This window comes from Rhodococcus wratislaviensis (assembly GCF_900455735.1).
GTDB lineage: Bacteria > Actinomycetota > Actinomycetes > Mycobacteriales > Mycobacteriaceae > Rhodococcus_F > Rhodococcus_F wratislaviensis.
Genome location: NZ_UAUI01000003.1, coordinates 1 through 22,598, shown reverse-complemented (window position 1 = coordinate 22,598; position 22,598 = coordinate 1). Strand labels below are relative to the sequence as shown.

Genomic DNA, 22,598 nt, shown 5'->3' with positions numbered 1-22,598 from the left:
CGCCTTTACTTGAATTCTACTGATACGGAACCGATGTCACTGAAATCGGCGCGGAACACGTCGCCGGGCCGGGCGTCGATCGCGCGGGTGCACGAGCCGGGCAGAATCACGTGCCCGGCCTCGAGTCGCACTCCGAAGCTCGCGACCTTCCGGGCCAGCCAGGCGACGGCCTTCGTGGGATTGCCGAGCACCGCCGACGCCTCGCCCCGCGCGATCTCCTCCTCGCCCTGATACAGCACGGCGGAGATCCCGCCGATGTCGACGTTCGCCGGTTCCACCCGTCCGGCGCCGAGGATCACCCCGGCCGAGGACGCGTTGTCGGCGATCGTGTCGGCGAGCCCGATCTTCCAGTCGGTGATGCGTGAGTCGATCAGTTCGATGCTGGGAACGATGTATTCGGTGGCCGCCAGCACGTCCGCCTCGGTGCATCCCTCCCCCGGCAGGGTCTCGCCGAGGACGTATCCGATCTCCACCTCGATGCGCGGGTAGCAGAACCGGGCGGTGTCGATCGGCGTCCCCTCGGCGTACACCATGCTCGACAGCAGATGCCCGTAGTCGGGTTCGTCGACACCCATCATCTTCTGCATGACCTCGGACGACAGCCCGACCTTGTGGCCGTACACCGTCTCCCCCGCGCCCAGCCGCGCCCGGATGTTGATCAGCGCGATCTCGTAGGCGTCGACGACGTCGATCCCCGGGAACACGGTGGTCAACGGGTCGATCGGCGCACGGTCCCGTTCGGCGTTCCGCAGGAGGTGTGCGGCGGACAGTCGCTGGGCATCGCTCAGCATCACGCCACCTCTCCCGCACGTGAGTGCTGTCGTGTGCCCGGGGACGCCTTGCCACTCACGTGGGCGACGTGCAGCGCGGCGATGTAGCCGAACACCATGGCGGGACCGATGGTCGCGCCCGCACCGGCGTATTCGTTGCCCATCACCGACGCCGACGTGTTGCCGGTGGCGTACAGGCCGTCGATGACGGAGCCGTCCTCGCGGAGCACCCGCGCGTCGGCGTCGGTGACGAGGCCGCCCTTGGTGCCCAGGTCGCCGGCCTCGCACCGGATCGCGTAGAACGGTCCCTGGACGATCTCGTCGAGGCACGGGTTCTTCATCGTCGGGTCGCCGTAGTACCGGTCGTACGCGCTGTCGCCGCGGCCGAAGTCCTCGTCCTTGCCGGTGCGGGCGAAGCCGTTGAACCGGTCGATGGTCGCGACCAGGGTGTCGGCCTTGACGCCGATCGCGTCGGCGAGGTCACGCACGGTGTCCGCCTTGTGCACGACTCCGGAGTCGTAGAACCCCTGCGGGAACGGCACACCCGGCAGCACCTGCGCGAACGGGTACCGCGACTTCGCCTTGCCGTCCATCACGAACCACGCCGGGACGTGGCCGCCGTCGAGCTGGTCGTGGACGAAGTTCACGTACGGCGACGACTCGTTCGTGAAGCGTTCACCGCGGCCGTTGACGATCACCGACGGCGGAATGCACCGCTCCGACACGAGCGGGATCACGGCGCCCATCGGGTGGAACACCGACGGCATCCACCACGCGTCGTCCATGAGGTCGACTGCGGCGCCGAGCTTCTGGCCGGCGACGATGCCGTCGCCGGTGTTCTCCCGGGCACCGGCACTGACGTCCGGGACGCCGTGCCTGGGCAGGTACTTCGCGCGCATGTCCTGGTTGTGGTCGAACCCGCCGGTCGCGAGCAGCACGCCGCGACGGGCACCGATCCGGACCGTCCGTCCGTCACGCTCGGCGAGAACACCGACGACCGCTCCGGTGCCGTCGACGATCAGTTCCGTCATCGACGTCTTCAGCCACAGCGGCACCCCGGCGTCCTTGAGGACCATCCGCATCCGCGCCACGAGCGCGCGTCCGCCGGTAGCCATGTGCCGTCGGCGGATCACGTTGGACGCCACCCGCCACGCCGCGACCAGTGATGCCTTGCGGCCAGTCCACGTGCGCTTGACCATGGCGAGGTCGTGGTAGTCCTTGGACGTGACCCACAGTCCCAGCGGGCCCTTCATGCTGTTCGGACGCTGGTACTGCTCGTCCTCCTTCAGCGCCCGGGTGTCGAACGGCGTGCATTCGATGGTGCGTCCGAGCGGACGGCCGCCGTCGTACTCCGGGTGGTAGTCGGAGTAGCCCTTCACCCAGTAGAGCTTCATGTGCGGGCTGCGGTCGAGCAGTTCCATCAGCTCGGGGCCCTTGTCGACGAACGCGTCGAGACGGTCGGCGGGAACCGTGCCCTCGGTGATGATGTCGAGGTAGCGGCGGATCGACTCCCGCGAGTCGATCACACCCTTCTCCCGCAGTGTGGGGGCGTTGGGAATCCAGATGCCGCCGCCGGAGATGGCGGTGGATCCGCCGAACGTGGCGCCCTTGTCGATGACGAGGGTGTCGAGTCCCCGGTCGGCCGCGGTGATCGCCGCGGCCATGCCGCCGCCACCGCTGCCGACGACGAGGAAATCGACTGTGGTGTCGAAGTTCTCTTCGGTGCCGCTCATCGCCCGCTGCCGTCCTTGCGGAGCAGGAAGGCGAGGACGGCGCTCTCGAACGCCGTCTTCTGCTCGATCATCGCCCAGTGCCCGCAGTTCGGGAACACGTGCAGTTCCGCCCGCGGAATCGACCGCATCGGGATGATCGCCATGTCCAGCGGGCTGACCCGGTCGTCGCGACCCCAGGTGAGCAGTGTCGGCGCCTTCACCTTGTGCAGCTGAGCCCAGTACGGGGCCGCATCGGACTCGAGTGCGGCCCGGGCGCCGGCCTCGAACGCCGCCCTGCTGTACATCTTGCGGGCGCTGGCGAGGGTCTCGGGATCGGTGGCCTGCGTCCAGCGTTCCTCGATCAGTTCCTCGGTGACCATCGCGGGGTCGAACACCATCGAGTGCAGCCACGCGATCAGTCGCTCCCGGGTGGGGTCGTCCGTGAACTCCATCAGGAGGTTGATGCCCTCACCGGGGCCGGGGCTGAAGAGGTTCCTGCCGATGCCGCCGATGGTGATCAGCTTGGCGACCCGGTCGGGGTGCGCGATGGCGAACTGGGTGGCGACGATGCCACCCATCGAGTTTCCGAGCATCGCGACCTCGTCGAGTCCGAGCCCGTCGAGGAAGCGGAGCACGGCGTCGCCTGCGGTGAGCATCGGATGGCCGCCGAAGTCGTCGCTGACCCCGAATCCCGGGAATTCCAGGACGAAGGTGCGGAAGTGCTCGGCGAAGACGCCGAGGTTGCCGCGGAAGTTGCGCCACCCCGTCACACCGGGGCCGGAGCCGTGCAGCAGCAGGAGGGGCGGGCCGTCGCCGGCCTCGTGGTAGCGAAGCACGCCGAGGTCGGTCTTCAGCTCCTTCAGGGTGCCCTCGTAACTCGAGTCAGTCGTCATGGTCGGTCACGTTGCCAGCGCGCTCCCGGCTCGGACAGAAGCGATCCCGGTCAGCGAGACATCGCCCTGCTCGCGCAGCCATCGGCCGGGGATTTCCACTGACCGAGACGGCATCTCGTGACCGTTCGGCGCCGTCCCTAGCCTCGGGGACGATCGTCGAACGGGTCGGCGACGGAAGAGCAATCGGAGGCGGTCTGATGGCAACCGAACCGGCCGGCACCCAGCCCGGGACACGCTCGGACGCACCGTCACCGGACGAGATGCGCCGTGCCCTCAGCCAATTCGCCAGCGGAGTCACGGTGGTGACCGGCCTCGACACGGAAGGTCCGGTGGGTTTCACGTGTCAGTCGTTCGCGTCGGTGTCCCTGGAGCCGCCGTTGATCCTGTTCTGTGCCGATCACCGCGGGCGGGCATGGCCGCGCATCCGGCGGTCGGGGCGTTTCACGATCAACGTGCTGCGCGAGGACCAGACGGACCTCTGCTTCCGGTTCGGCTCGCGCCGGGGTTCCAAGTTCGACGGCCTGTCCTGGGAGCCGTCGCGGTGGTCGACGCCGTCGCTGCCGGGGGTTCTCGTGCGCGTGCACGCGGGCGTGCAGTCGGTGCACACCGCCGGCGACCACGACGTGGTGATCGGACGGGTCCTGGAACTCGAATCGGTGTGCGAGGAGCGTCCGATGGTGTTCTTCCGGGGCGGTTTCGGCCTCGACGCCGCTCCGCGGCCCGTGCGCGCGTAACGAGTCCGGAGACTCGTCACGCGCGCACGGGCGCTACAGCCATTGCCCGGACTGCACCGCGAGGAGCTGGTCCAGGGTCTCGGTCGACCACGAGCTGTCCGGGATCTCCGGGGTCCGGCGGCCGCGGCGGGGTGTTCCCAGTTCGGGGTGGAGCGTCCGGGTGACTTCCCTGGCGGCGTCGACGACGAGCGGGGCGACGCGTTCGAGTTGGACGGTGCGCGCGTCGCCGCACAGCGAGATGCCGGCCACCGGCCCGTCGGCGCTGCGGACCGCGACACCGACACACCCGATTCCGCGCACCGCCTCCCCACGCTCGAACGCGAGTCCGCGGCGCTGCCGGATCCGGTTGAGTTCCTGGTGCAGCGTGGACAGTTCGGTGATCGTGCGGTCCGTGCTCCGGTTGAGCCGCGGCCCGTACATGCTGTCGACCCGCTCCGGGTCGACCCACGCCAGCATCGCCTTGCCGCCCGCGGTCGTGTAGGCGGGCACGCGCCCACCCACCCGCGACGGCAGGCTCGCGGCCATCCGTCCGCCCACCTTGTCCAGGTACACGCTCTCCGCGCCGTCCAGCACGGCCAGGTGCACCACCATGCCGGTCTGCATGTGCAGTTCGTGCAGCAGCGGGGCCGCCGCGGCCCGGACCTGGCTGTGACCGTTGTCGCCGCCGCCGAGCCCCATCGCGCGCCGTCCGAGGCAGTAACCGAAACTCGCGTGGTCCACCCAGTCGAGGCGGACCAGCTGGTCGAGGATGCGGTGCACCGTGGACCGCGGAAGGCGGGTGCGGCACGCGACCTCCTCGAGGGTCAGGCGCGACGTCCGGCCGTCGAACGCGTCGAGGATCAGCGTCATCCGCTCGACCATCGACGGTGGCAGATCCTTCTTCGCAGCGGGTACCGACAGTGCATCATCCGAATCGACGACAGTCATCGACGCCTCCAAATATCCTGGTCACACGCATACGCCCGACAAAAATTGAAATGAATTCTTAAAATGTACCAGCCGTGCCCGCCGCGGGGAAGAAATCGGACAATCGCCGCGTCCGGTCACCGGGAACGCCCGCGCGGCCACCGGGCGCCTCCACTACAACGGTGACGACAGACCGACCCCGACAGCGGAGTAACGAACTGATGCACATAGGAATCGCGCCGCCCATCGTCATCGCGCACCCCGCCGTCCGCGCGGACTGGGAACTCGGCGCCGGCATCGCGGAGTTGACCGCGATCGCCCGCACGGCCGACCGCCTCGGCTACCACCACCTCACGTGCAGCGAGCACGTCGCCGTGCCCACCGACGTCGCGGTCGAGCGCGGCGGCACCTACTGGGACCCGCTCGCCACCCTCGGGTTCCTCGCCGCCCAGACCACCGGTATCCGCCTCGCCACCCAGGTTCTGGTACTCGGCTATCACCACCCCCTCGCGATCGCGAAGCGCTACGGCACGCTCGACGTCGTCAGCGGCGGCCGGCTCGTGCTCGGCCTGGGCGTGGGCAGCCTGCGCGAGGAATTCGACCTGCTCGGCGCCCACTTCGACGACCGGGGCGCCCGCGCCGACGACGCCCTCGCCGCGCTCCGTGCGTCGCTGTCGCAACCCCGGCCCGAGTACCACGGCACGTTCTACGACTTCGACGGCGTCGTCGTCGAACCGCATGCCGTCCAGCCGCGGGTCCCGCTGTGGATCGGGGGGCGGACACTGCGTTCCTTGCGCCGCGCCGCAACGCTCGGCGATGGATGGGTGCCGTTCGGCCTGTCCCTCGACGAGTCGTGCGCGCTACTCGCCAAGGTCGACCTCCCCGAGGGTTTCGAGGTGGTCCTCAGCGCGGGCGCGCCACTCGACCCGATCGGCTCCCGCGACTCCGTCGCCCGCGCCCTCGAACGACGACGCGACGCCGGCACGACCGTCGTCAGCGCCACCCTCGCGTCCACGAGCGCAGCCCACTACTGCGAACAACTGGAGGCCCTCCGGCTTCTGGGCGACGAACTCGGCCTCTCCTTCCGCACCGCAACCGAAGACAGGATCCGTCCATGACCGGCACCGAAGAACTCGTCCGCGCGCTCGCCGAACGCGTCACCGCACTCGAAGACAAGCTCGCCATCCTCGAGCTGATGACCGCCTACGGTCCCGCCATCGACAGCGGTTCGGCCGAAGCGGTCGCGCGGCTGTGGACCGAGGACGGCGTGTACGACGTGGACACCGGGGTGATGCGCGGCCACGCGGCCATCACGGCGATGGTGCAGTCGCAGGCGCATCAGGGCTGGATCGGCGGTGGCTGCGCGCACATGCTCGAGCCCGGGCACGTGCGTGTCGACGGTGACACCGCGGTAGCCACGTGCAAGTCGCAGTTGATCATTCACGACGACGACGGGTTCCGCGTCCACCGGATCACCGCCAACCGGTGGGAGCTCGCCAAGATCGACGGCGAGTGGAAGGTGACCCGGCGCGTCAATCGGCTGCTCGACGGTCGCGAGGAGGCGCGCACCCTGCTGGCGGCGGGTGTGCGCGCCTGAGCACGGGCTCTGCCACACCGACACGAGGCCCGCAGATGCTGCGGGCCTCGTGTCGTCTGCGTGGCAGGGAGGTCAGGCGACCATCTCCGTCTTCGGCGACGCCACGTCGACCGGACGCTCGATCTTGTTGCGGGTGAGGAGAAGTCCCATCACCGATGCCAGCAGTCCGGCGACGGCGAGTGTGAAGAAGGCGTAGACGAACCCCCTCTCCGAGTATTGCGCGGCGCGTCCCACCAGCACGACACCGGGGATCGCGACGATGGCGATCATCACCTGACTGCCGATCGCACTGCCCAGCGAGCCGGACAGGTTGAGCATCCCGCCTGCGATCCCCTGCGTCTCCGCGGGCACGGTGCGCATGATGAGGTTCGGCAACGTCGCCGACGCGGAACCGAGTCCGAGGCCGATCACCAACTGCCCGAACATCATCTGGACGGTCGAGTCGTGCAGGGTGGCGAGCAGGACCGACCCGAGCGCGAGGGAGGCGCCGCCGAACACCAGAACCGGAGCCGGGCCGATGCGACGGGTGAAGTATCCGCCGACCGGGCCCGCGATCATCGACACGACGCCCGTGGGGACGGTGTAGATCGCGACGGCGAGCGCGGTGACTCCGAATCCGTAGCCGAGGCCGAGGTCGGGATCGGTCATCACGAACATCGGGATGAGCATCGAATGGCTGACCAGGACGAACTGGACGAAACCGCTGGCGGCCAGGGTTTTCGCAACAGGCCCGTGCTTGAGCATCTGGAGGTCGATGAGCGGTTCCTTCGGCGTGCGTTCGTACAGCAGCCAGCCGGCGAGAATGGCGAGACCGCCGCCCACGCACAGAAGCGTCTGCGGGGCCGTGTAACCCCATGCGGTGGCCTTGCCGATGCCGAACAGCAGCACGAATGCACCGAGGCCGAGGATGGCCGCGCCGAGCACGTCGAGCCTCGATCGCGTCCGCAGTGTGGTCTCGGGAACGAAGATCGCGACCGCGATTCCGACGACCGCCACGTGGAGGAGTTGCGCCCAGAACACGCCGGTGTAGCCGAAGTGGTCGATGAGGTAGCCGCCGATGATCGGGCCGAGGATGGTGCTGGCCCCCATTCCGGTGGCGACGAATCCCACGGCCACGGGAATGATGGACGGGGGCAGGATGTCTCGGATCAGCCCGTAGGCGAGCACGAGGATCGCCATGCCCGCACCCTGGAGTCCGCGGCCCACGAGGAAGAGTTCGAAGTTGGGGGCCAGCGCACCGAGTAGCGAACCGGCGCCGAACACCGCGGCGGACACGAGCATCATCCGCTTCTTGCCGTAGATGTCGCCGAGTTTGCCGACGAGCGGAGTCGAAGCTGCGAGGACGAGCGTGACGATCGTGATCACCCAGCCGACGTTCGCGGTGCCGAAGTGTTTCGCGATCTCCGGCAGCGCGGGGGTGACGAAGTTGTAGGCGAGCGGGATGACCTCGACCAGAAGGATGATCAAGGCCAGGAGGGCGAACGACCTCCCGCGTGAGAGCGGTGCGCGCTCCGCCTCACCTGGGGACAGGGGCATGTTATGCATATGTGGCTCCGGGGGATTCGAGAGGATCAGCACGCCCAACCTGGCATGCCACCCAGTGACGTCGACCACAGTTCCCACTCACCGAGACCTGCCTGCGGCCGGTGTCGTCAATGCCGAATCGGCAGGGAAAGTAGAAAACATTCCTCCATTAGATCGCGCTTCTCTAGTGACTGATCAGTAGTTCATGCGATACAACTAGAATGAAATCTAATTCTTCTCGCGAATCAGGAGTTCCCATGACGGAATCACTCAGCCTCACCGGACGCACCGCCGTCGTCACCGGCGCAGGCGCAGGCCTCGGCCGGGCCGAAGCCCTCGCCCTCGCCGCCGCGGGAGCCGCAGTCGTCGTCAACGACATGGGCGACGGCGCACACGAGGTGGCCGCGGAGATCGCGGCGGCAGGCGGCCGCGCCACCGCCGTGACCGGTGACGTCTCCGACTGGTCGCTGGGCGCACGCCTCGTGCACGAGGCCGTCAGCACCTTCGGATCGATGGACATCCTCGTCAACAACGCCGGAATCCTGCGCGACAAAATGATTTTCAACCTCTCCGAATCGGACTGGGACGACGTCATCCGCGTCCACCTCAAGGGGCACGCCGCCACCTCGCGCGCCGCGGCCGTGCACTGGCGCGAGGCGAGCAAGGCCGCCGGAGGCCCGGTATACGGGCGGATCGTCAACACATCATCCGAGGCGTTCCTGTTCGGATCGCCGGGCCAGCCCAACTACTCGGCCGCGAAGGCCGGGATCACCGCACTCACATTGTCGACCGCACAGGGTCTGTCCCGCTACGGGATACGCGCCAACGCGATCTGCCCCCGCGCCAGGACGGCCATGACCGCCGAGGCGTTCGGCGAGAACGCGGCCGACACCGGACTCGACCCCCTGTCCCCCGAACGGGTCGCCACCCTCGTCCGCTACCTGTCCTCCCCCGCCGCCGACGAGATCAACGGCCAGGTGTTCGTCGTGTACGGCAAGATGGTCGCGCTGATGGCGGCACCGAAGGTCGAGAACCGCTTCGATGCAGCGGGTTCCGCGTTCTCACCCGAGGAGCTCGAGGAGCTTCTCACACCCTATTTCGCCGGCCGCGGACCGTACGAGAACTATGCCGCGTTCAGCGTCGCCGATTTGGAGAAGTTCGCGCTGGCGACCGGCGACACCGCCGGTGTCTGAGCCACACCCGCAGAAGGAGCACACGATGAGGCTGTACGGAAAGACGGCGATCGTGACGGGCGGCGCCGGAGGCATCGGCCGGGCCGTGACCACGGTGTTCGTCCGCGAGGGCGCCAACGTCCTGTTCGTCGACATCGACGACGAACGCGGCCGGGATCTCGAGCAGCAACTCGGATCGTCGGCTCGCTTCCTGAACGTCGACATCTCCCGGCGCGAGTCCGCCGAACAGATCCGGGACGCCGCCGTCGCAGCGTTCGGATCCGTGGACGTGCTGGTCAACAACGCCCACGCATCGCGGCAGGCACTGCTGATCGACCACACCCAGGAGATGTTCGACCTCTCGTTCCGGACCGGGTTCTATCCGGTCGTGCACCTCATGCAGGCCTGCTACGAACAGCTGAAGGCGGCGAAGGGCTCGGTGATCAACTTCGCGTCCGGGTCCGGGCTCGACGGCATGCCCACCCAGACGTCGTACGCCGCGGCGAAGGAAGCGATTCGCGGCGTCAGCCGGGTGGCGGCCAACGAGTGGGCGGCCGATCAGATCCGGGTGAACGTGATCTGCCCGTTCGCCGCCACCGAGGGCGTCCTCGCCTGGCAGGAACGATTCCCCGACCGCGCCGCCGCGTCCGTGGCGAAGGTTCCGCTCCAGCGGATCGGCGATCCCGAGACCGACATCGCGCCCGTCGCGGTGTTCCTCGCGTCCGAAGATTCGCGGTACATGACCGGACAGACATTGATGGCGGACGGCGGCAGCATCAAGCTGCGCTGATCCGCCCGGACAGGAGAGCGACGATGAAAGACTTCGAAGGCCGGGTCGCCCTGGTCACCGGCGGTGCCCGCGGCCAGGGCCGCAGCCACGCGGTCGCACTGGCGGAACGCGGAGCAGACATAGTTCTGTGCGACCGCTGCGAGGACAGCCCGGCCGTGGGCTATCCCCTGGCCACCGCCGCCGACCTCGACGAGACCGCGGAGCTGGTGCGCGCCATGGGCCGCCGGTGCATCACCGCCAAGGCAGACGCCGCGGACCGAGTCGCGATGGACGCACTGGTCGCGGAGGCGGAGTCCGAGTTCGGGCGAATCGACGTCGCGGTCGCGAATGCCGGTGTCTCGGTGGCCGCCCCGGTGCAGTCGCTCACGCAGGAGCAGTGGTCGGAGGCGATCGGTTCCAACCTCACCGGCGTCTTCAACACCGTCGGAGCGGTGGCGCCCGGCATGATCCGGCGAGGATACGGCCGGATCGTCACCATCTCGTCGATGCTCGGCCGGGTCGGCAACGCCAACATGGCCGCGTACGCGGCGTCGAAGTGGGGCGTCATCGGGCTCACCAAGAGCGCGGCGCTCGATCTCGCCTCGCACGGCATCACGGTGAATGCGATTGCACCGGGCAATATCTCGACACCGATGATTCACAACGACGCCCTCTACCGGATGATGCGGCCGGACCTGGAGATGCCGGGAGCACAGGACGTGGAACCGGTGTTCCGGAGCCTGCACGCCCAGCCCGTGGCGTGGCTGGACGCCGCCGAGATCACCCGGGTCGTGCTGTTCCTCGCCGCCGAGGGCAGCGCACACATCAGCGGCATCGTCCTGCCCGTCGACGCGGGCAACGCCGCGAGGGTTACTGGCTGACGCCCCGTGAGTACTTGTTAACCGCCCGGCGTTGACAAGTACTCACGGGGGCTAGTTGATCAATGCTTTGACAATACGTGTTCCGACGCTAACCTGTGGTCATGCCCGAGGAGACGACCGACCAGAGCAACCTGGACTTCCTGTCCTTCGTGGACTTCGCGGTGGGCAAGACCGTCGACGAACTGCCCGAGGTCGATCCGGTCTCCATGCGGCTGGTCCTCGCGCTGCACCGCGTGACCAGTGCCCTCGTCTACGATCTCGAGTCGACGGTCCACCGGCCCAGCGGGTGGAGCTGGCCCGGATTCCGGGTGCTGTTCGTGGTGTGGCTCGCCGGACCGTGCGAAGCCAAGCGGGTCGCCTCACTGTCCGGGATGAGCAGGTCCGCCGTGTCGGCCCTGGTGAACACGCTCGAGCGCGACGGTCTCGTGACGCGGCGACCGTCCGCCGGCGACCGCCGGGCGGTCGCCCTCGAACTGACCGACGCCGGGCACGATGCCATCGTCAGCACGTACTCGGCGCACAACAAGCGCGAGCAGACGTGGACGGAGTCGCTGACACCTTCGGAACGGCTCGACCTGATCGGCCTGCTGGAGAAGCTCGCGTCGGGCACCGCCGCACGCGAAGCCGTCAAACGCAGTTGAGGTAGATGGTGGCCGTGAGCAGGCTCATCCGTCCGGTCGAACACGGCCTCGTCTCGTTCGACGAGTTCCGCGAGTCGGTCAGCGACGCGTTCGTCCCCCTGGAGATGACCTCGGCGGACCACGCCGACTTCCGGGGCGTCGTGCGCGGCGCGACGGTCGGTGCGATCCGGATCAGCGAGGTCACGGCCGCCCCGCACGTCATTCGCCGAACGCCCCGGACCATCCGCGCCGCCAACCCCGACTACTTCAAACTCGGACTGCAGGTCCGCGGGTACTGCGTCCTGAGCCAGGACGGCCGGGAAGCCGCGCTCACCCCCGGCGATTTCGCGATCTACGACACGACCCGGCCGTATCAGCTGTCGTTCGACGACCGGTTCCGGATGCTGGTCGTGATGTTCCCCCGGCACCTCCTCCGCGTTCCGCCCGCCGGCATCGCCCAGCTCACCGCGCGCCGGGTGTCGGGCAGGCAGGGGCTCGGCGCCGTCGTCACCCCGCTGTTGCGCGGGCTCGGCGAGCAGATCGTCGACGCCTCCCCCACCGTCGCGGTGCACCTCGGCGACGCCGTCCTCGACCTGGTCGCGGCCGCGTTCGCGGAGCAACTTCACCTCGCCGACGGGCCGCTGCCGCAGTCGCGCGCGGACGCACTACGCGCCAGGGTCACCGCCTTCATCGACGAGCGGCTCGCCGACCGGGAGCTGGATGTGCACTCGATCGCCGCCGCGCATCACATCTCGGTGCGGCACCTGCAGAAGATGTTCGAAGCCGACGGCGACACGGCAAGCGGATGGATTCGCCGCCGCCGCCTCGAGCAGTGCCGTCGCGATCTCGCCGACCCCCGTTACCGCGATGTGCCCGTCTCCGCCCTCGGCGCCCGCTGGGGTTTCGCCGACGCCGCCCACTTCTCCCGGCTGTTCAAGAACGCGCACGGATCGACGCCCGGCAGATATCGCGCCGACGCCACACCGGTCACCGAGTCGACGCGTCCGACCCGATGACCTCGGCGATCTCGTCGACGTGCACGGGCCTGCGCCAACTGTCCCAGCCCACGTGGATCTGCCGCGGGTGCACGGACGGGTCGAGCACGTCGTCCTGATGAGTGTGCCCGTGCAGCAACCAGTCTCCCTGGTCCTGCAACCGGTACTTCACGCCCCGGTCCTCCGCGGTGTGGTCGCCGACGTACGGGAAATGGGAGAGCAGCACGGTCTCGCCCGCGACCTTCCGCCGCGCGAACAACTGCACGGACGCGAACGTCTCCAGGAACACCCGCTGCCGGATGTGACTGTTGCGGTTCGCCATCGGGTGGCACGAGTCGTGATTGCCGGGGATCAGATGCAGTTCGACATTCCGGTTCCGCGCGAACTCGTCGAGCGCGCGCAGCGCCCAGTCCTCGGCGGCCGCACCTCCGACGGTGACGTCGCCGAGTATCCAGAGTTGGTCGCCGCTCCCGACGGCGGCGGCCAGTGCGTCGAGGATGGATTCGTCGTGCGCGTCGATCTCCGCGTCGAAGCCGCGGATCTCCACCAGCCGTGCGTGACGAAGGTGCAGATCGGAGGTGAACCAGACGCTCATGTCAGGAACCGCGACCGCACTTCTGCGAAGAACGCCGCCGACAGCCGCTCGAAGTCGTCGGCGCCCAAGCGGATCCGGTCGCCGATCTCGAGCTTCAGAACGGACTGGCCGGGGACGTACTTCAGGACGCTGACGCCGCGCAGGACGCCGTCGTTGTTCATCAACGAGTCGGCGATGATCTCGACTTCGTTGAGCGGGTTCCCGTCCTTGCCCGTCACCGCCCGGACCCGGTGGACGAAGTAGCGGTCCAGCACCAGGACCATGTTGTCGAAGAACAGTGACTCGAAGTCCTCGAGTGCGGCGAAGACCTTCTTGCCCGTGACCTCGCCCGCAATCGCCCCCGTCAGCGACGTGTACGCGGCGACCTGCTCCGCGATCGACGCCTCGGCGTGATCGATTTCTTCCTTCGTGTAGTTCTTCCGTCCGAGCACTTCGCCGTCTCCTTCGATGCACCGGGTGTCGGATCGACACGCTGAACTCCCAGACCAGCAGTGTTCCACCTTCCACATCCCAGCAGATGAGGGTTCGAGGTGCGATACTCCCGGGTGGCTCTTGCCTCGTATCAACCGGCAACCGAGAAGTCCGGAAGGATGCACCGATGAAGGTCACGATTGCACGAACCGTAGGTATCGCCGCCGCTGTCGCCGGCGCGGGCCTGCTCGCCGCACCCTCCGCGTCCGCGGCACCCGAAGACGTCACGGTCGACATCGGCGTCGACGGGAATGCGGTGGTCATGGACGTCCGGTACGACGTGTCCGGGGCAGTGGTGTGCGTGATGAACATCGTCCCCGTCGACGGAACCCTGCCTGCCGCCACCGTGGGCCCGACCGTCGTGATGGGCGGAGACGACGGCGAGCTGCGGGCCACCGTCGACCCCGGCGAGTACGCGGTGCAATGGTCCTGCTCGAGCGTGCCGTCGTTCGAGCAGTGGGGAAGCATTCCGCCGCTGACCAACGGCACCGTCGAACCCACAATCGTCACCGTCACCGAGACGTCGGGACCGGGCGGCGGAGGCTCGTCCGGCAGTCCGTTCGGTAGCTGACGGACCGTGCGTACGTGAGCGGCAAAGCGTGTTCGAGCACGCTTTCTCACTCACGTACGCGGGAATGGCGAACTTCTTGGACCGACGCGTAACGAAACCGCTGCGAGTGGGGATTGACAGTACGGAATCCCGCAACGGACAGGAACCCTCCGCCATGGCTACCGTCACGCACATCGATATCGCTCGCGCCCGCCGCTCCCGTCGGGTTCTCTTCATCGGCAACCCCACGCGGTACAAAGAGGTGTCGCACTGGGCGATGGTCAAGCAGTGGATGGTGGTCCACGGACTCGAGCCCGTCCGGAAGATGGACGGCCCCGCGCTCTGCGCGATCGTCACCGAGGACGTCCTCGACGGGGTCGGCTCACCCCAGGACGCGCTGAGCATGCAGCACGCCCGTGAGCAGGGCATACCGGTTATCAGCGTCCACGACAGCACCCAGATCTGGCAGGCCACGGCCCGCGTCCGCGCATCCATCGCGCGGGCCGGCGGCGGCACACACTCGAGCCCTCACCACCAGGGAGCCTGAGGCCTGGCCGTCATGGTCGACTGGGACGGCGAAGGCTACGCCGATGTCGGCGCCCTCCAGCGCGCCGTCGCGGAGCAATCGATCGCGGAACTCGCCCTCGCGGGAAATGAACGGCTACTCGACGTGGGATGCGGCGACGGATTCGTCACGCTCCGGATCGCCGAACGGCTCCCCGGCGGTTCGGTGGTCGGAGTGGACGCGTCGCCGCGGATGATCGCGAAGGCACAATCGAGAGTCGTGCCGGACGGCACCCGCGCCGAGTTCCGTATCGCCGACGCACGCGACCTCCCGTTCGACGGCGAGTTCGACGTCGCGGTGTCGTTCAACGCCCTGCATTGGATCCCCGACCTGCAGGTGGCATTGGCGGCGATCGCCCGCAGCGTCGTGGGCGGCGGACGGGTGATCATCCAGATGGTGTGCGCGAGCCCGCGGACAAGTGTCGAAGATGTCTTGATGGCCATGGCGGCGCGCCCGCGATGGGCGGAGTTCTTCACCGACTTCACGGCGCCGTTCGTCCACATCGAACCGCAGAAGTTCCGCGACGTCGCGAAGGCAGCAGGACTCGACACCACCGTCCTCGTCGTGCGCGACGTCGAATGGGATTTCGGTTCCCGGGAAGAATTCGCGCGGTGGTGCACCGTCGGATCCACCGACTGGACCACGCACCTCGACGACGCAGCCGTGCCGGAGTTCATGGACGACGTCGTGCGCGAGTACGAGCAGATCTCCGGACGCCCCGGACTGTTCCTGTTCACCCAGATGCGGGCGGAACTCGTCCGACCTTCCTGAGCCGCCGCCGAAGCACGCCTCAGTGATGGTGCCCCCAGTCGGACTCGAACCGACACTGTGCGGATTTTAAGTCCGCTGCCTCTGCCAATTGGGCTATAGGGGCTACCGGTCGCCGAGGGTGTCGCTCGGCGACCGTGCGCAGATCACCCTAGCTCAGGCGATCGACAATGCGATTCCGTCGAGGATGTCGTGTTCGCTGACGACGAGTTGGTCGATGCCCGCCTTCTTCTCGAATGCGTCGGCGAGCGTCAGGGTCACGATCGCGCCGCCGCCGATGACGTCGACCCGGCCCGGGTGCATCGGGCCGAGCGCGGCCCGTTCGGTGTGGGTCATGGCGATCAGCGAGTTGCAGACCTCGCGCAGCCGGGGCATCGGGATGCGGGACAGGTGCACTCGCTCGGCGTCGTATTCGGGCAGTTCTTCGGCGAGCGCGGCGATGGTGGTCATCGTTCCGGCGACGCCGACCCAGGTGTGTGCCTGTTCGACGGGGACACGCGCGAACGCCTCGTCCAGGCGTTCCTGCGCGAACGCGCGGGCCTCCTCGACCTGTGCGGGTGTCGGCGGATCGTCGTGGAGGCAGCGCTCCGTGATGCGCACGCACCCGATGTCGGTGGAGAAGGCGGCGTGGACGCCGGATTCGTCACCCAGGACCACTTCGGTGGAACCGCCGCCGAGGTCCACGACCACGAACGGTCCCTGCGACGGATCGAGTTCCCCGACTGCCCCGTTGAACGACAGCCGTGCTTCCTCGTCGCCGGTGATGACCTCGGCCCCGGCGCCGGGGATGACGGCGCCCAGCACCTCGCGGGTCATCGAGAAGAAGTCTTCCCGATTGGACGCGTCGCGGGTGGCCGACGTGGCCACCATCCGGACGGCGGTGGCGCCGGCGTCCGCGATCATTCCGGCGTACTCGCTCAACGCGACTCGGGTGCGTTCGATGGCCTCGGGTGCCAGTCGTCCGGTGGCGTCCACGCCCTGGCCCAGCCGAACGACGCGCATCTCGCGACGGACGTCGCGAAGTGCGCCGTGCTCGTCGACGTCGGCGACGAGCAGGCGGATGGAGTTCGTGCCGCAGTCGACGGCGGCGACGCGCGTCACTGCTCGGGACCTTCGACGTCGTCGATGCCGGGCCAGTCCGCGGGAATCGCGGTGCCCCGCAGCTTGCCGCCTGCCGCGGACGCGGCGAGGGCCACCGATTCGTCGCCCAGCGGGTTGACGCCGGGCCCCTTCGCCAGCGAGTGGGCCATCAGCACGTGCAGGCATTTGACGCGCTCGGGCATTCCGCCACCGGTGAAGTCCGTTCCCAGGGGCTCGATGGCGTCGCGCTCGGCGAGATACGACTGGTGGGCGCGCAGGTACGCGGCCGCAAGCTCCGGATCCTGCCCGAGACGCTCGGTCATCTCACGCATCACTCCCGCGGACTCCTGCCGGCTGGCCTCCGCGGTCAGTCGCGGATCAGTCAGGTAGTACAGCGTCGGGAACGGGGTTCCGTCGGGAAGTTTGGGCGCGGTCTTCACGACGCCCGGCGTGCCGTCGGGACTGCGGTACGCGATCTCGAGCACTCCACGCGGTTCGCGGCCCAACTGAGCGGCGACGGCGTCGAGGTCTTCCTGCGGCACGGGGCTGGACGGGTCGGACGAAGTGGTCACCCGGTGGGTTCTCCTGGTTCTGGCGGTACGGGCGGCGGCACCACGGGGGGCACCGGAGCCGGTGCCGGCTGCACCTCGGGTGCGGCCGGCGGTTCTGAAATGGTCTTCCACAGGTCGGAGTACCAGGGGCCTGCCATCTCGGCGTCCTTCTCCTCCGGCTTCTCCGGTTCCTTGTAGTCGCCGGGCAGCTGCACCTGGAACGGGGTGTCGCCGGGCTTCACCCACCGGAGCCGACCGCGTGCCTGCGCCTCGATGTAGGCGGGGTCGGAATAGCGCTCCTCGAGTATCCGCAGTTCCTGCAGATCCTTCTCGAGCTGAACCTGTTCCGCCGCAATACGATCCGCCTCCCCACGCTGGGTGAGGTAGTTGCGCAGCGGAACGGCGAGGGTGAGCGCGAGGAGCAGCACGACCATGACGAGGACGAGCGCCCGGCCGGTCGACAGCCCGAGGATCGTGTGCTCGGATCGAATTGCGCGGGCGGCCCCGGCCGCGCCCACCCGTCTCGGGCGGGCGCGGCCGGGGAGCACCTTGCCGGTGTCGGCGCCGTCGACTGCGTCCGGTTTGCCGTCGGCCTCCCCCGGCGTCGTCGACTTGGTGGTGCGGGGGCGCCGCGCTCCGGGAGCGCCGTCCGCCCGGTTTCCGCGGGCCCGTTCACCACGCCCGGAGCCCCGGCCGCCCGGACTCGCTCCGGACGACCGCGGCCTGCCGCGCTGTGCCACCTACCCCAACACCCCTTACTCGACTGTCGAACGTCAGCCTTCGAACGCGAACCGCGGGAACGCGACCTCGCCGGCGTAGCGGGCGGCGTCGCCCAGGTTCTCCTCGATGCGCAGCAGCTGGTTGTACTTGGCGACGCGCTCGCTGCGGGCGGGGGCCCCGGTCTTGATCTGACCGCTGCCCACGGCGACCGCGAGGTCGGCGATGGTGGTGTCCTCGGTCTCACCGGACCGGTGGCTCATCATCGTCTTGTAGCCGTTGCGGTGCGCGAGGTCGACGGCGTCGAGGGTCTCGGTCAGCGTGCCGATCTGGTTGACCTTCACCAGCAAAGCGTTCGCGGCGCCCTTGACGATGCCCTCTTCCAGACGCTCCGGGTTGGTGACGAACAGGTCGTCACCGACCAGCTGGACCTTGTTGCCGATCTGATCGGTCAAGGAGACCCAGCCGTCCCAGTCGTCCTCGTCCAGCGGGTCCTCGATGGACACGATCGGGTAGGCATCGACCAGCTCGGCGTAGAACGCCGCCATCTCCTCCGCGGTCCGGTTGCTGCCCTCGAACTTGTAGCCGGTTCCGTCGGTGTAGAACTCGGTGGCGGCGACGTCGAGCGCCAGCGCCACGTCGGTGCCCAGCACCAGGCCCGTCTTGCCGATCGCGACGCTGATCAGATCCAGCGCCTCCTTGGTGCCCGCGACGTCGGGGGCGAAGCCGCCCTCGTCACCGAGACCGGTGGCCAGGCCCTTCTCCTTCAGCACCGACTTGAGGGCGTGGTACACCTCGGCGCCCCAGCGCAGCGACTCCTTGAACGTGGCGGCCCCGATCGGGGCGACCATGAACTCCTGGACGTCGACACCGGTGTCGGCGTGCGCACCACCGTTGAGGATGTTCATCATCGGGACGGGAAGGACGTGGGCGTTGGGGCCGCCGACGTAACGGAAGAGATCCAGACCCGACGATTCGGCGGCCGCGCGGGCCACTGCCAGCGACGCACCCAGCAGCGCGTTGGCGCCCAGACGCGACTTGTCCGGGGTGCCGTCGGCGTCCAGCAGGGCCTGGTCGACGGTCCGCTGCTCGGTGGCGTCGATCCCGATGATGGCCGGAGCGATCTCGCTCAGGACGGCCTCGACGGCCTTCTCGACACCCTTGCCGCCGTACCGGTCGCCGCCGTCACGCAGTTCGACGGCCTCGTGCTCACCGGTCGATGCACCCGACGGGACCGCGGCGCGAGCGAAACTTCCGTCGTCGAGCAGCACCTCGACCTCCACCGTGGGGTTACCACGGGAATCGAGGATCTCACGGGCTCCGACCTGCTCAATGATGGACACTTGCTGATTCTCCTTATATGGGCTTCGCACTGTGCACCGACCGATCCGATCGTGCCAGGGACACCAGATCGTGCCAGCACACAGCGTAACGGCACACCGAAACCGGCGCGGGATGGCGCGCCCCGCGGACGGCGATCCGCCCGCGCGACACCTACCGATGTGGCGTCGATCACGTCACGGAGGGGTGACGGACCGATTACGGTCGAACCCCCACCGAATAGGCGGACGCCCGGTCGCGTACCAGCGTGAGGTACTCCCCCGACAGGTTGTAGGCCATCAGCGCCGACTGCCAGCCCTCCGGACCGGTGAGGTCGCCGCCCCGGTCACACAGGTAGCGGGCGGCGGTCAGCGCCGCGTCGTCGATGTTGTCGGCGTCGGCCACGCCGTCACCGTTCGCGTCGACACCCCACCGCTTCCATGTCTCGGGAATGAACTGCAGCGGACCCATCGCGCGGTCGTGCACCGGGTCGCCGTCCATCGCCCCGCCGTCGGTGTCGGGGATTTCGGCGACACCGGGTCCCCCGTCGAGGGGGATGCCCCGGATCTCGGGGGTGACCTGACCGGTGGGCCCGACCGTCGAACCGGCGTGGGTGCCGTGCCGGCTCTCCACGCTCGCGATTCCGGCGAGGGTGGTCCACCCGATCCCGCATTCCGGCTTCGTCTCGGCCATCACCGTCGCCGCGTAGCCGTATGCCTCGAGCGCGGTACTTCCGACGCCGATCGAGTCGGCCAACCCGGCGGACCATCGGTGCAGCTGATCCGCCGAACGTCCCGGCGCGTTGATGTCGATCGGAGGGGTCGCCGCCCCCGGACCGGGTGGGATGCCTTCCGGTATCGCGATCCTCGGTTGCTGCTCCCGCGAGCACGCGCCGTAGGCGAGAACCACGACCACCGTCGCCGCGAGAAGAGCGAACAGCGGTCCGGGCCATCGGGAACGACGTTTCGGCCGCGCGGGATATCGGTTCACGTCTCCATCATCCACACGAAACTCGTCGATCTTGGCCACGCGGGACGACCCCGCACCGCGCCGGGTCGCGGCGAGGCAACACACCAAAGGTAAAGGGTTGTAAAAGTGCTGGTGAGGGCTTCTTCGGACAAGCAGGCGCGGTGTATGTTTTCTTCAGGGCTAAGGTTCGCCTTGCCTACCGCAAGGTTGCCTACCCAACCTTGCGGACCACTCGGCTCGACCCCGCCTCGCCCAGGAGTGTGCATGTCAGTCCTCGCCGCAGGGACCGCGCCGTCGATCGCCACACAGCTGTTCGGCAGTGGATTGATCGGTCTGCGCGAGGGCCTCGAGGCAGGCATCGTCGTCATGATCCTTGCCGCGTTCCTCGTGAAAGCGGAGCGCAAGGACGCACTCAAGTGGGTCTGGCTCGGCGTCGGCATCGCCGTCGCGATGGTGGCGGCGATTTTCCTCGTCATCCACTACGGAACGTCCACCGTCACCGGACTCACCGCGGAGATCATCGCCGGCGTCGCGTCCCTCGTCGCGGTCGCGATCGTCACCGTCATGGTGCTGTGGATGCGCAAGGCCGCGCGGACCATCTCGCACGACCTCAAGGCGGGCATGGAGAAAGCATTGGTCGCGGGGCCCATCGCGGTGCTCACCCTCGCGTTCTTCGCCGTCGGCCGGGAAGGCGTCGAGACGGCACTCCTGATGGTCGGGTACGCCGAGAACACAGCGGGTAGCGCCTGGCCCCTCGTCGGCCTCCTGCTCGGTATCGTCGCTGCCGCGATATTGACGGTCCTGTTGTACTTCGGCGCCGTCCGGCTCGACTTCGCGAAATTCTTCAAATACACCGGCATCTTCCTGATCATCGTCGCCGCCGGAATCCTCGGGTACGGCATCCATGCCCTGCAGATCGGCGGCGTCCTGCCCGGCGGCTCGGCACTCGCCTTCGACATCTCGGACGGCTACGACGCGTCCAGCTGGTACGGCACCGTCCTGGCGGGCATCTTCAACTTCCGACCCGACCCGACGGTCCTGCAGGCCGTCGCCTGGGTCGTGTACGTCGTCGTGGTCCTGTTCCTGTTCCTCCGGCCCGTCTCCGCACCCACACCGGCCCCCGCGGCACCCGAGCGCACCGCCTCTCCCGCCCCCGACGAAACCGTTTCATGAAAGGCAACTTCCGCCCATGAAGACCACGCGCCGAACCAGCTTCGCCCTCGCCTCCGTCGCTCTGCTGCCGCTGGCGCTCGCAGGCTGCACCGAGAAGTCGACCGCGAGCACCGACGACATCACCGTCACCGCGAACGACGACACGTGCGATGTCAGCGCCGACTCCGGGACCACCGGGAACAGCACGTTCCAGGTCACGAACAACGGCACCAAGGTCACCGAGTTCTACGTCTTCGCCGAGGGCGACCGGGCGATGGGTGAGGTCGAGAACATCGGTCCCGGGCTCACCCGCCAGCTCATCGTGTCGCTGCCCGACGCCGGCACCTACCAGCTCGCGTGCAAGCCCGGCATGGTCGGCGACGGCATCCGCCAGGAGTTCACCGTCACCGGCGACTCGATGAGCGCGTCCGACGAGAGCGGACAGCTCGCCGAGGCCGCCGACGGCTACCGCCGCTACATCCGCAGTCAGGTCGTCGCCCTGCAGGACACCACGCAGCAGTTCGTCGACGCCGTCAAGGCGGGCAACATCGATCAGGCCAAGGCACTCTTCCCTGTCTCCCGCACCTACTACGAGCGCATCGAGCCCGAGGCCGAGAGCTTCGGTGAGCTCGACCCCAAGCTCGACCTGCGGGAGGCCGACCTCGAACCCGGGCAGGAATGGACGGGCTTCCACCGGCTCGAGAAGGATCTGTGGGTCACCGGCCCCCAGCCCGACACCAACGCGATCGCCGACCAGCTCGTCGTCGACGTCCAGTACCTCGCCGACCAGGTGAACGCCGAGGACTACACGATCGATCCCACCAAGATCGCCGGCGACGCTCAGGGTCTGCTCGACGAGATCTCGACGTCGAAGATCACCGGTGAGGAGGACATCTTCTCGCACACCGACCTGTGGGACTTCCAGGCCAACGTCGACGGCTCACAGGCCGCGGTCGCCGCACTGCAGCCGATCATCGACGAACGCAATCCCGAACTGGCCGCGAACATCACGCAGCGTTTCGCGGACCTCGATGCCGAACTCGCTCAATACCGCCAGGGTGACGGGTTCGTCTTCTACGACACTGTCAACGAACAACAGCGCCAAGAACTCTCGCGCAAGATCGACGCCCTCTCGGCAGAGGTCAGCCAGGTTCAAGGCGTGGTAGCAGGCGCATAATCATGACTGATCCGACCGGTACGACCGACACGACCACCTCGGTGGACGAGCGCAAGGGTGTGTCCCGACGACGTCTGTTCGGCGCCGTCGGGGCGGGAGCCGCACTCGCC

General features: G+C 68.2%; 25 protein-coding genes and 1 tRNA gene. 13 read left to right on the top strand and 13 right to left on the bottom strand.

Annotation, left to right across the window (positions count from 1 at the left end; genetic code table 11):
* Positions 1-5 precede the first annotated feature (5 nt).
* The 3 genes from DTA22_RS07430 to DTA22_RS07420 are packed head-to-tail and all read right to left on the bottom strand — an operon-like array spanning position 6 to position 3,375.
* Positions 6-791, bottom strand: coding sequence for a 2-keto-4-pentenoate hydratase (locus DTA22_RS07430; protein ID WP_112299049.1), 786 nt, complete (start codon positions 789-791; stop codon positions 6-8).
* Positions 791-2,503 carry an FAD-binding protein gene (locus tag DTA22_RS07425; protein ID WP_112299048.1) on the bottom strand — a complete coding sequence of 571 codons (1,713 nt, stop codon included), beginning with the start codon at positions 2,501-2,503 and terminating at the stop codon, positions 791-793. The genes DTA22_RS07430 and DTA22_RS07425 overlap by 1 nt, the downstream gene beginning before the upstream one ends.
* Complete coding sequence (locus tag DTA22_RS07420) at positions 2,500-3,375, bottom strand: alpha/beta fold hydrolase (RefSeq protein ID WP_037244113.1); 876 nt, start codon at positions 3,373-3,375, stop codon at positions 2,500-2,502. Before DTA22_RS07420 ends, DTA22_RS07425 begins: the two co-directional genes overlap by 4 nt.
* Before the next feature lie 197 nt (positions 3,376-3,572).
* Between DTA22_RS07420 and DTA22_RS07415 the strand changes: the two genes are divergently transcribed.
* Positions 3,573-4,109 (top strand): flavin reductase family protein, encoded by a 537-nt coding sequence (locus tag DTA22_RS07415; protein ID WP_112299047.1) that lies wholly within the window; start codon positions 3,573-3,575, stop codon positions 4,107-4,109.
* Positions 4,110-4,142: 33 nt separating this feature from the next.
* Here DTA22_RS07415 and DTA22_RS07410 read toward each other — a convergent pair whose 3' ends face one another.
* Positions 4,143-5,036, bottom strand: coding sequence for an IclR family transcriptional regulator (locus tag DTA22_RS07410; RefSeq protein WP_112299046.1), 894 nt, complete (start codon positions 5,034-5,036; stop codon positions 4,143-4,145).
* A gap of 200 nt (positions 5,037-5,236) precedes the next feature.
* On the opposite strand from DTA22_RS07410, the gene DTA22_RS07405 reads away from it, so the two are divergent.
* Together DTA22_RS07405 and DTA22_RS07400 are read left to right on the top strand one after the other, a co-directional pair.
* A complete protein-coding gene (locus DTA22_RS07405) occupies positions 5,237-6,133 on the top strand; it encodes a TIGR03619 family F420-dependent LLM class oxidoreductase (RefSeq protein ID WP_112299045.1) in 897 nt (298 codons plus the stop codon).
* Positions 6,130-6,612: a nuclear transport factor 2 family protein gene (locus DTA22_RS07400; protein ID WP_112299044.1), complete on the top strand. Its 483-nt coding sequence runs from the start codon at positions 6,130-6,132 to the stop codon at positions 6,610-6,612. The genes DTA22_RS07405 and DTA22_RS07400 overlap by 4 nt, the downstream gene beginning before the upstream one ends.
* Before the next feature lie 72 nt (positions 6,613-6,684).
* Here the strand turns inward: DTA22_RS07400 and DTA22_RS07395 are convergent, their stop codons facing one another.
* Complete coding sequence (locus DTA22_RS07395) at positions 6,685-8,148, bottom strand: MFS transporter (protein ID WP_112299043.1); 1,464 nt, start codon at positions 8,146-8,148, stop codon at positions 6,685-6,687.
* Positions 8,149-8,393: 245 nt separating this feature from the next.
* On the opposite strand from DTA22_RS07395, the gene DTA22_RS07390 reads away from it, so the two are divergent.
* The 5 genes from DTA22_RS07390 (at position 8,394) to DTA22_RS07370 (ending at position 12,594) form a co-directional block, all read left to right on the top strand.
* Positions 8,394-9,329 (top strand): 3-oxoacyl-ACP reductase, encoded by a 936-nt coding sequence (locus tag DTA22_RS07390; protein ID WP_112299042.1) that lies wholly within the window; start codon positions 8,394-8,396, stop codon positions 9,327-9,329.
* Positions 9,330-9,354: 25 nt separating this feature from the next.
* Positions 9,355-10,098, top strand: a complete 744-nt coding sequence (locus DTA22_RS07385) for an SDR family NAD(P)-dependent oxidoreductase (protein WP_112299041.1) — start codon at positions 9,355-9,357, stop codon at positions 10,096-10,098.
* Positions 10,099-10,121: 23 nt separating this feature from the next.
* On the top strand, positions 10,122-10,958 hold the full coding sequence (locus DTA22_RS07380) for a mycofactocin-coupled SDR family oxidoreductase (RefSeq protein ID WP_112299040.1): 837 nt from the start codon (positions 10,122-10,124) through the stop codon (positions 10,956-10,958).
* A 101-nt stretch (positions 10,959-11,059) separates the two neighbouring features.
* Positions 11,060-11,599 (top strand): MarR family winged helix-turn-helix transcriptional regulator, encoded by a 540-nt coding sequence (locus DTA22_RS07375; protein WP_174233768.1) that lies wholly within the window; start codon positions 11,060-11,062, stop codon positions 11,597-11,599.
* An 8-nt stretch (positions 11,600-11,607) separates the two neighbouring features.
* On the top strand, positions 11,608-12,594 hold the full coding sequence (locus DTA22_RS07370) for an AraC-like ligand-binding domain-containing protein (RefSeq protein ID WP_409372692.1): 987 nt from the start codon (positions 11,608-11,610) through the stop codon (positions 12,592-12,594).
* Here the strand turns inward: DTA22_RS07370 and DTA22_RS07365 are convergent.
* Positions 12,566-13,168, bottom strand: a complete 603-nt coding sequence (locus DTA22_RS07365; protein ID WP_112299037.1) for a metallophosphoesterase — start codon at positions 13,166-13,168, stop codon at positions 12,566-12,568. The two genes, DTA22_RS07370 and DTA22_RS07365, sit on opposite strands and share 29 nt — an antisense overlap.
* Complete coding sequence (locus DTA22_RS07360) at positions 13,165-13,599, bottom strand: hypothetical protein (protein WP_112299036.1); 435 nt, start codon at positions 13,597-13,599, stop codon at positions 13,165-13,167. Before DTA22_RS07360 ends, DTA22_RS07365 begins: the two co-directional genes overlap by 4 nt.
* 167 nt (positions 13,600-13,766) lie before the next feature.
* Between DTA22_RS07360 and DTA22_RS07355 the strand changes: the two genes are divergently transcribed.
* The 3 genes from DTA22_RS07355 to DTA22_RS07345 all read left to right on the top strand — a co-directional run bounded on the left by DTA22_RS07355 (position 13,767) and on the right by DTA22_RS07345 (position 15,525).
* Positions 13,767-14,210 carry a hypothetical protein gene (locus DTA22_RS07355; protein ID WP_112299035.1) on the top strand — a complete coding sequence of 148 codons (444 nt, stop codon included), beginning with the start codon at positions 13,767-13,769 and terminating at the stop codon, positions 14,208-14,210.
* 154 nt (positions 14,211-14,364) lie between these two features.
* Positions 14,365-14,736, top strand: a complete 372-nt coding sequence (locus DTA22_RS07350) for a hypothetical protein (RefSeq protein ID WP_037244075.1) — start codon at positions 14,365-14,367, stop codon at positions 14,734-14,736.
* A gap of 12 nt (positions 14,737-14,748) precedes the next feature.
* Positions 14,749-15,525: a class I SAM-dependent methyltransferase gene (locus DTA22_RS07345; RefSeq protein WP_112299034.1), complete on the top strand. Its 777-nt coding sequence runs from the start codon at positions 14,749-14,751 to the stop codon at positions 15,523-15,525.
* Positions 15,526-15,551: 26 nt separating this feature from the next.
* Here DTA22_RS07345 and DTA22_RS07340 read toward each other — a convergent pair.
* The 6 genes from DTA22_RS07340 to DTA22_RS07315 form a co-directional block, all read right to left on the bottom strand.
* Positions 15,552-15,628, bottom strand: a tRNA-Leu gene (locus DTA22_RS07340).
* Between the two features lie 50 nt (positions 15,629-15,678).
* On the bottom strand, positions 15,679-16,623 hold the full coding sequence (locus tag DTA22_RS07335) for a Ppx/GppA phosphatase family protein (protein ID WP_037244064.1): 945 nt from the start codon (positions 16,621-16,623) through the stop codon (positions 15,679-15,681).
* A complete protein-coding gene (locus tag DTA22_RS07330; RefSeq protein ID WP_037244061.1) occupies positions 16,620-17,174 on the bottom strand; it encodes a DUF501 domain-containing protein in 555 nt (184 codons plus the stop codon). The genes DTA22_RS07335 and DTA22_RS07330 overlap by 4 nt, the downstream gene beginning before the upstream one ends.
* Positions 17,171-17,893: an FtsB family cell division protein gene (locus DTA22_RS07325; protein ID WP_037244058.1), complete on the bottom strand. Its 723-nt coding sequence runs from the start codon at positions 17,891-17,893 to the stop codon at positions 17,171-17,173. The genes DTA22_RS07330 and DTA22_RS07325 overlap by 4 nt, the downstream gene beginning before the upstream one ends.
* A gap of 33 nt (positions 17,894-17,926) precedes the next feature.
* Complete coding sequence (gene eno / locus DTA22_RS07320) at positions 17,927-19,213, bottom strand: phosphopyruvate hydratase (RefSeq protein WP_037244056.1); 1,287 nt, start codon at positions 19,211-19,213, stop codon at positions 17,927-17,929.
* 196 nt (positions 19,214-19,409) lie between these two features.
* Positions 19,410-20,180, bottom strand: coding sequence for a lytic transglycosylase domain-containing protein (locus DTA22_RS07315; RefSeq protein ID WP_037244282.1), 771 nt, complete (start codon positions 20,178-20,180; stop codon positions 19,410-19,412).
* A gap of 243 nt (positions 20,181-20,423) precedes the next feature.
* Here DTA22_RS07315 and efeU point away from each other — a divergent pair, with 243 nt between their 5' ends.
* Together efeU and efeO are read left to right on the top strand one after the other, a co-directional pair.
* Entirely contained in the window at positions 20,424-21,332 is a 909-nt protein-coding gene (efeU, locus tag DTA22_RS07310) for an iron uptake transporter permease EfeU (protein ID WP_037244053.1), read from the top strand.
* A gap of 16 nt (positions 21,333-21,348) precedes the next feature.
* On the top strand, positions 21,349-22,488 hold the full coding sequence (efeO, locus tag DTA22_RS07305) for an iron uptake system protein EfeO (RefSeq protein ID WP_037244051.1): 1,140 nt from the start codon (positions 21,349-21,351) through the stop codon (positions 22,486-22,488).
* Positions 22,489-22,598 lie beyond the last annotated feature (110 nt).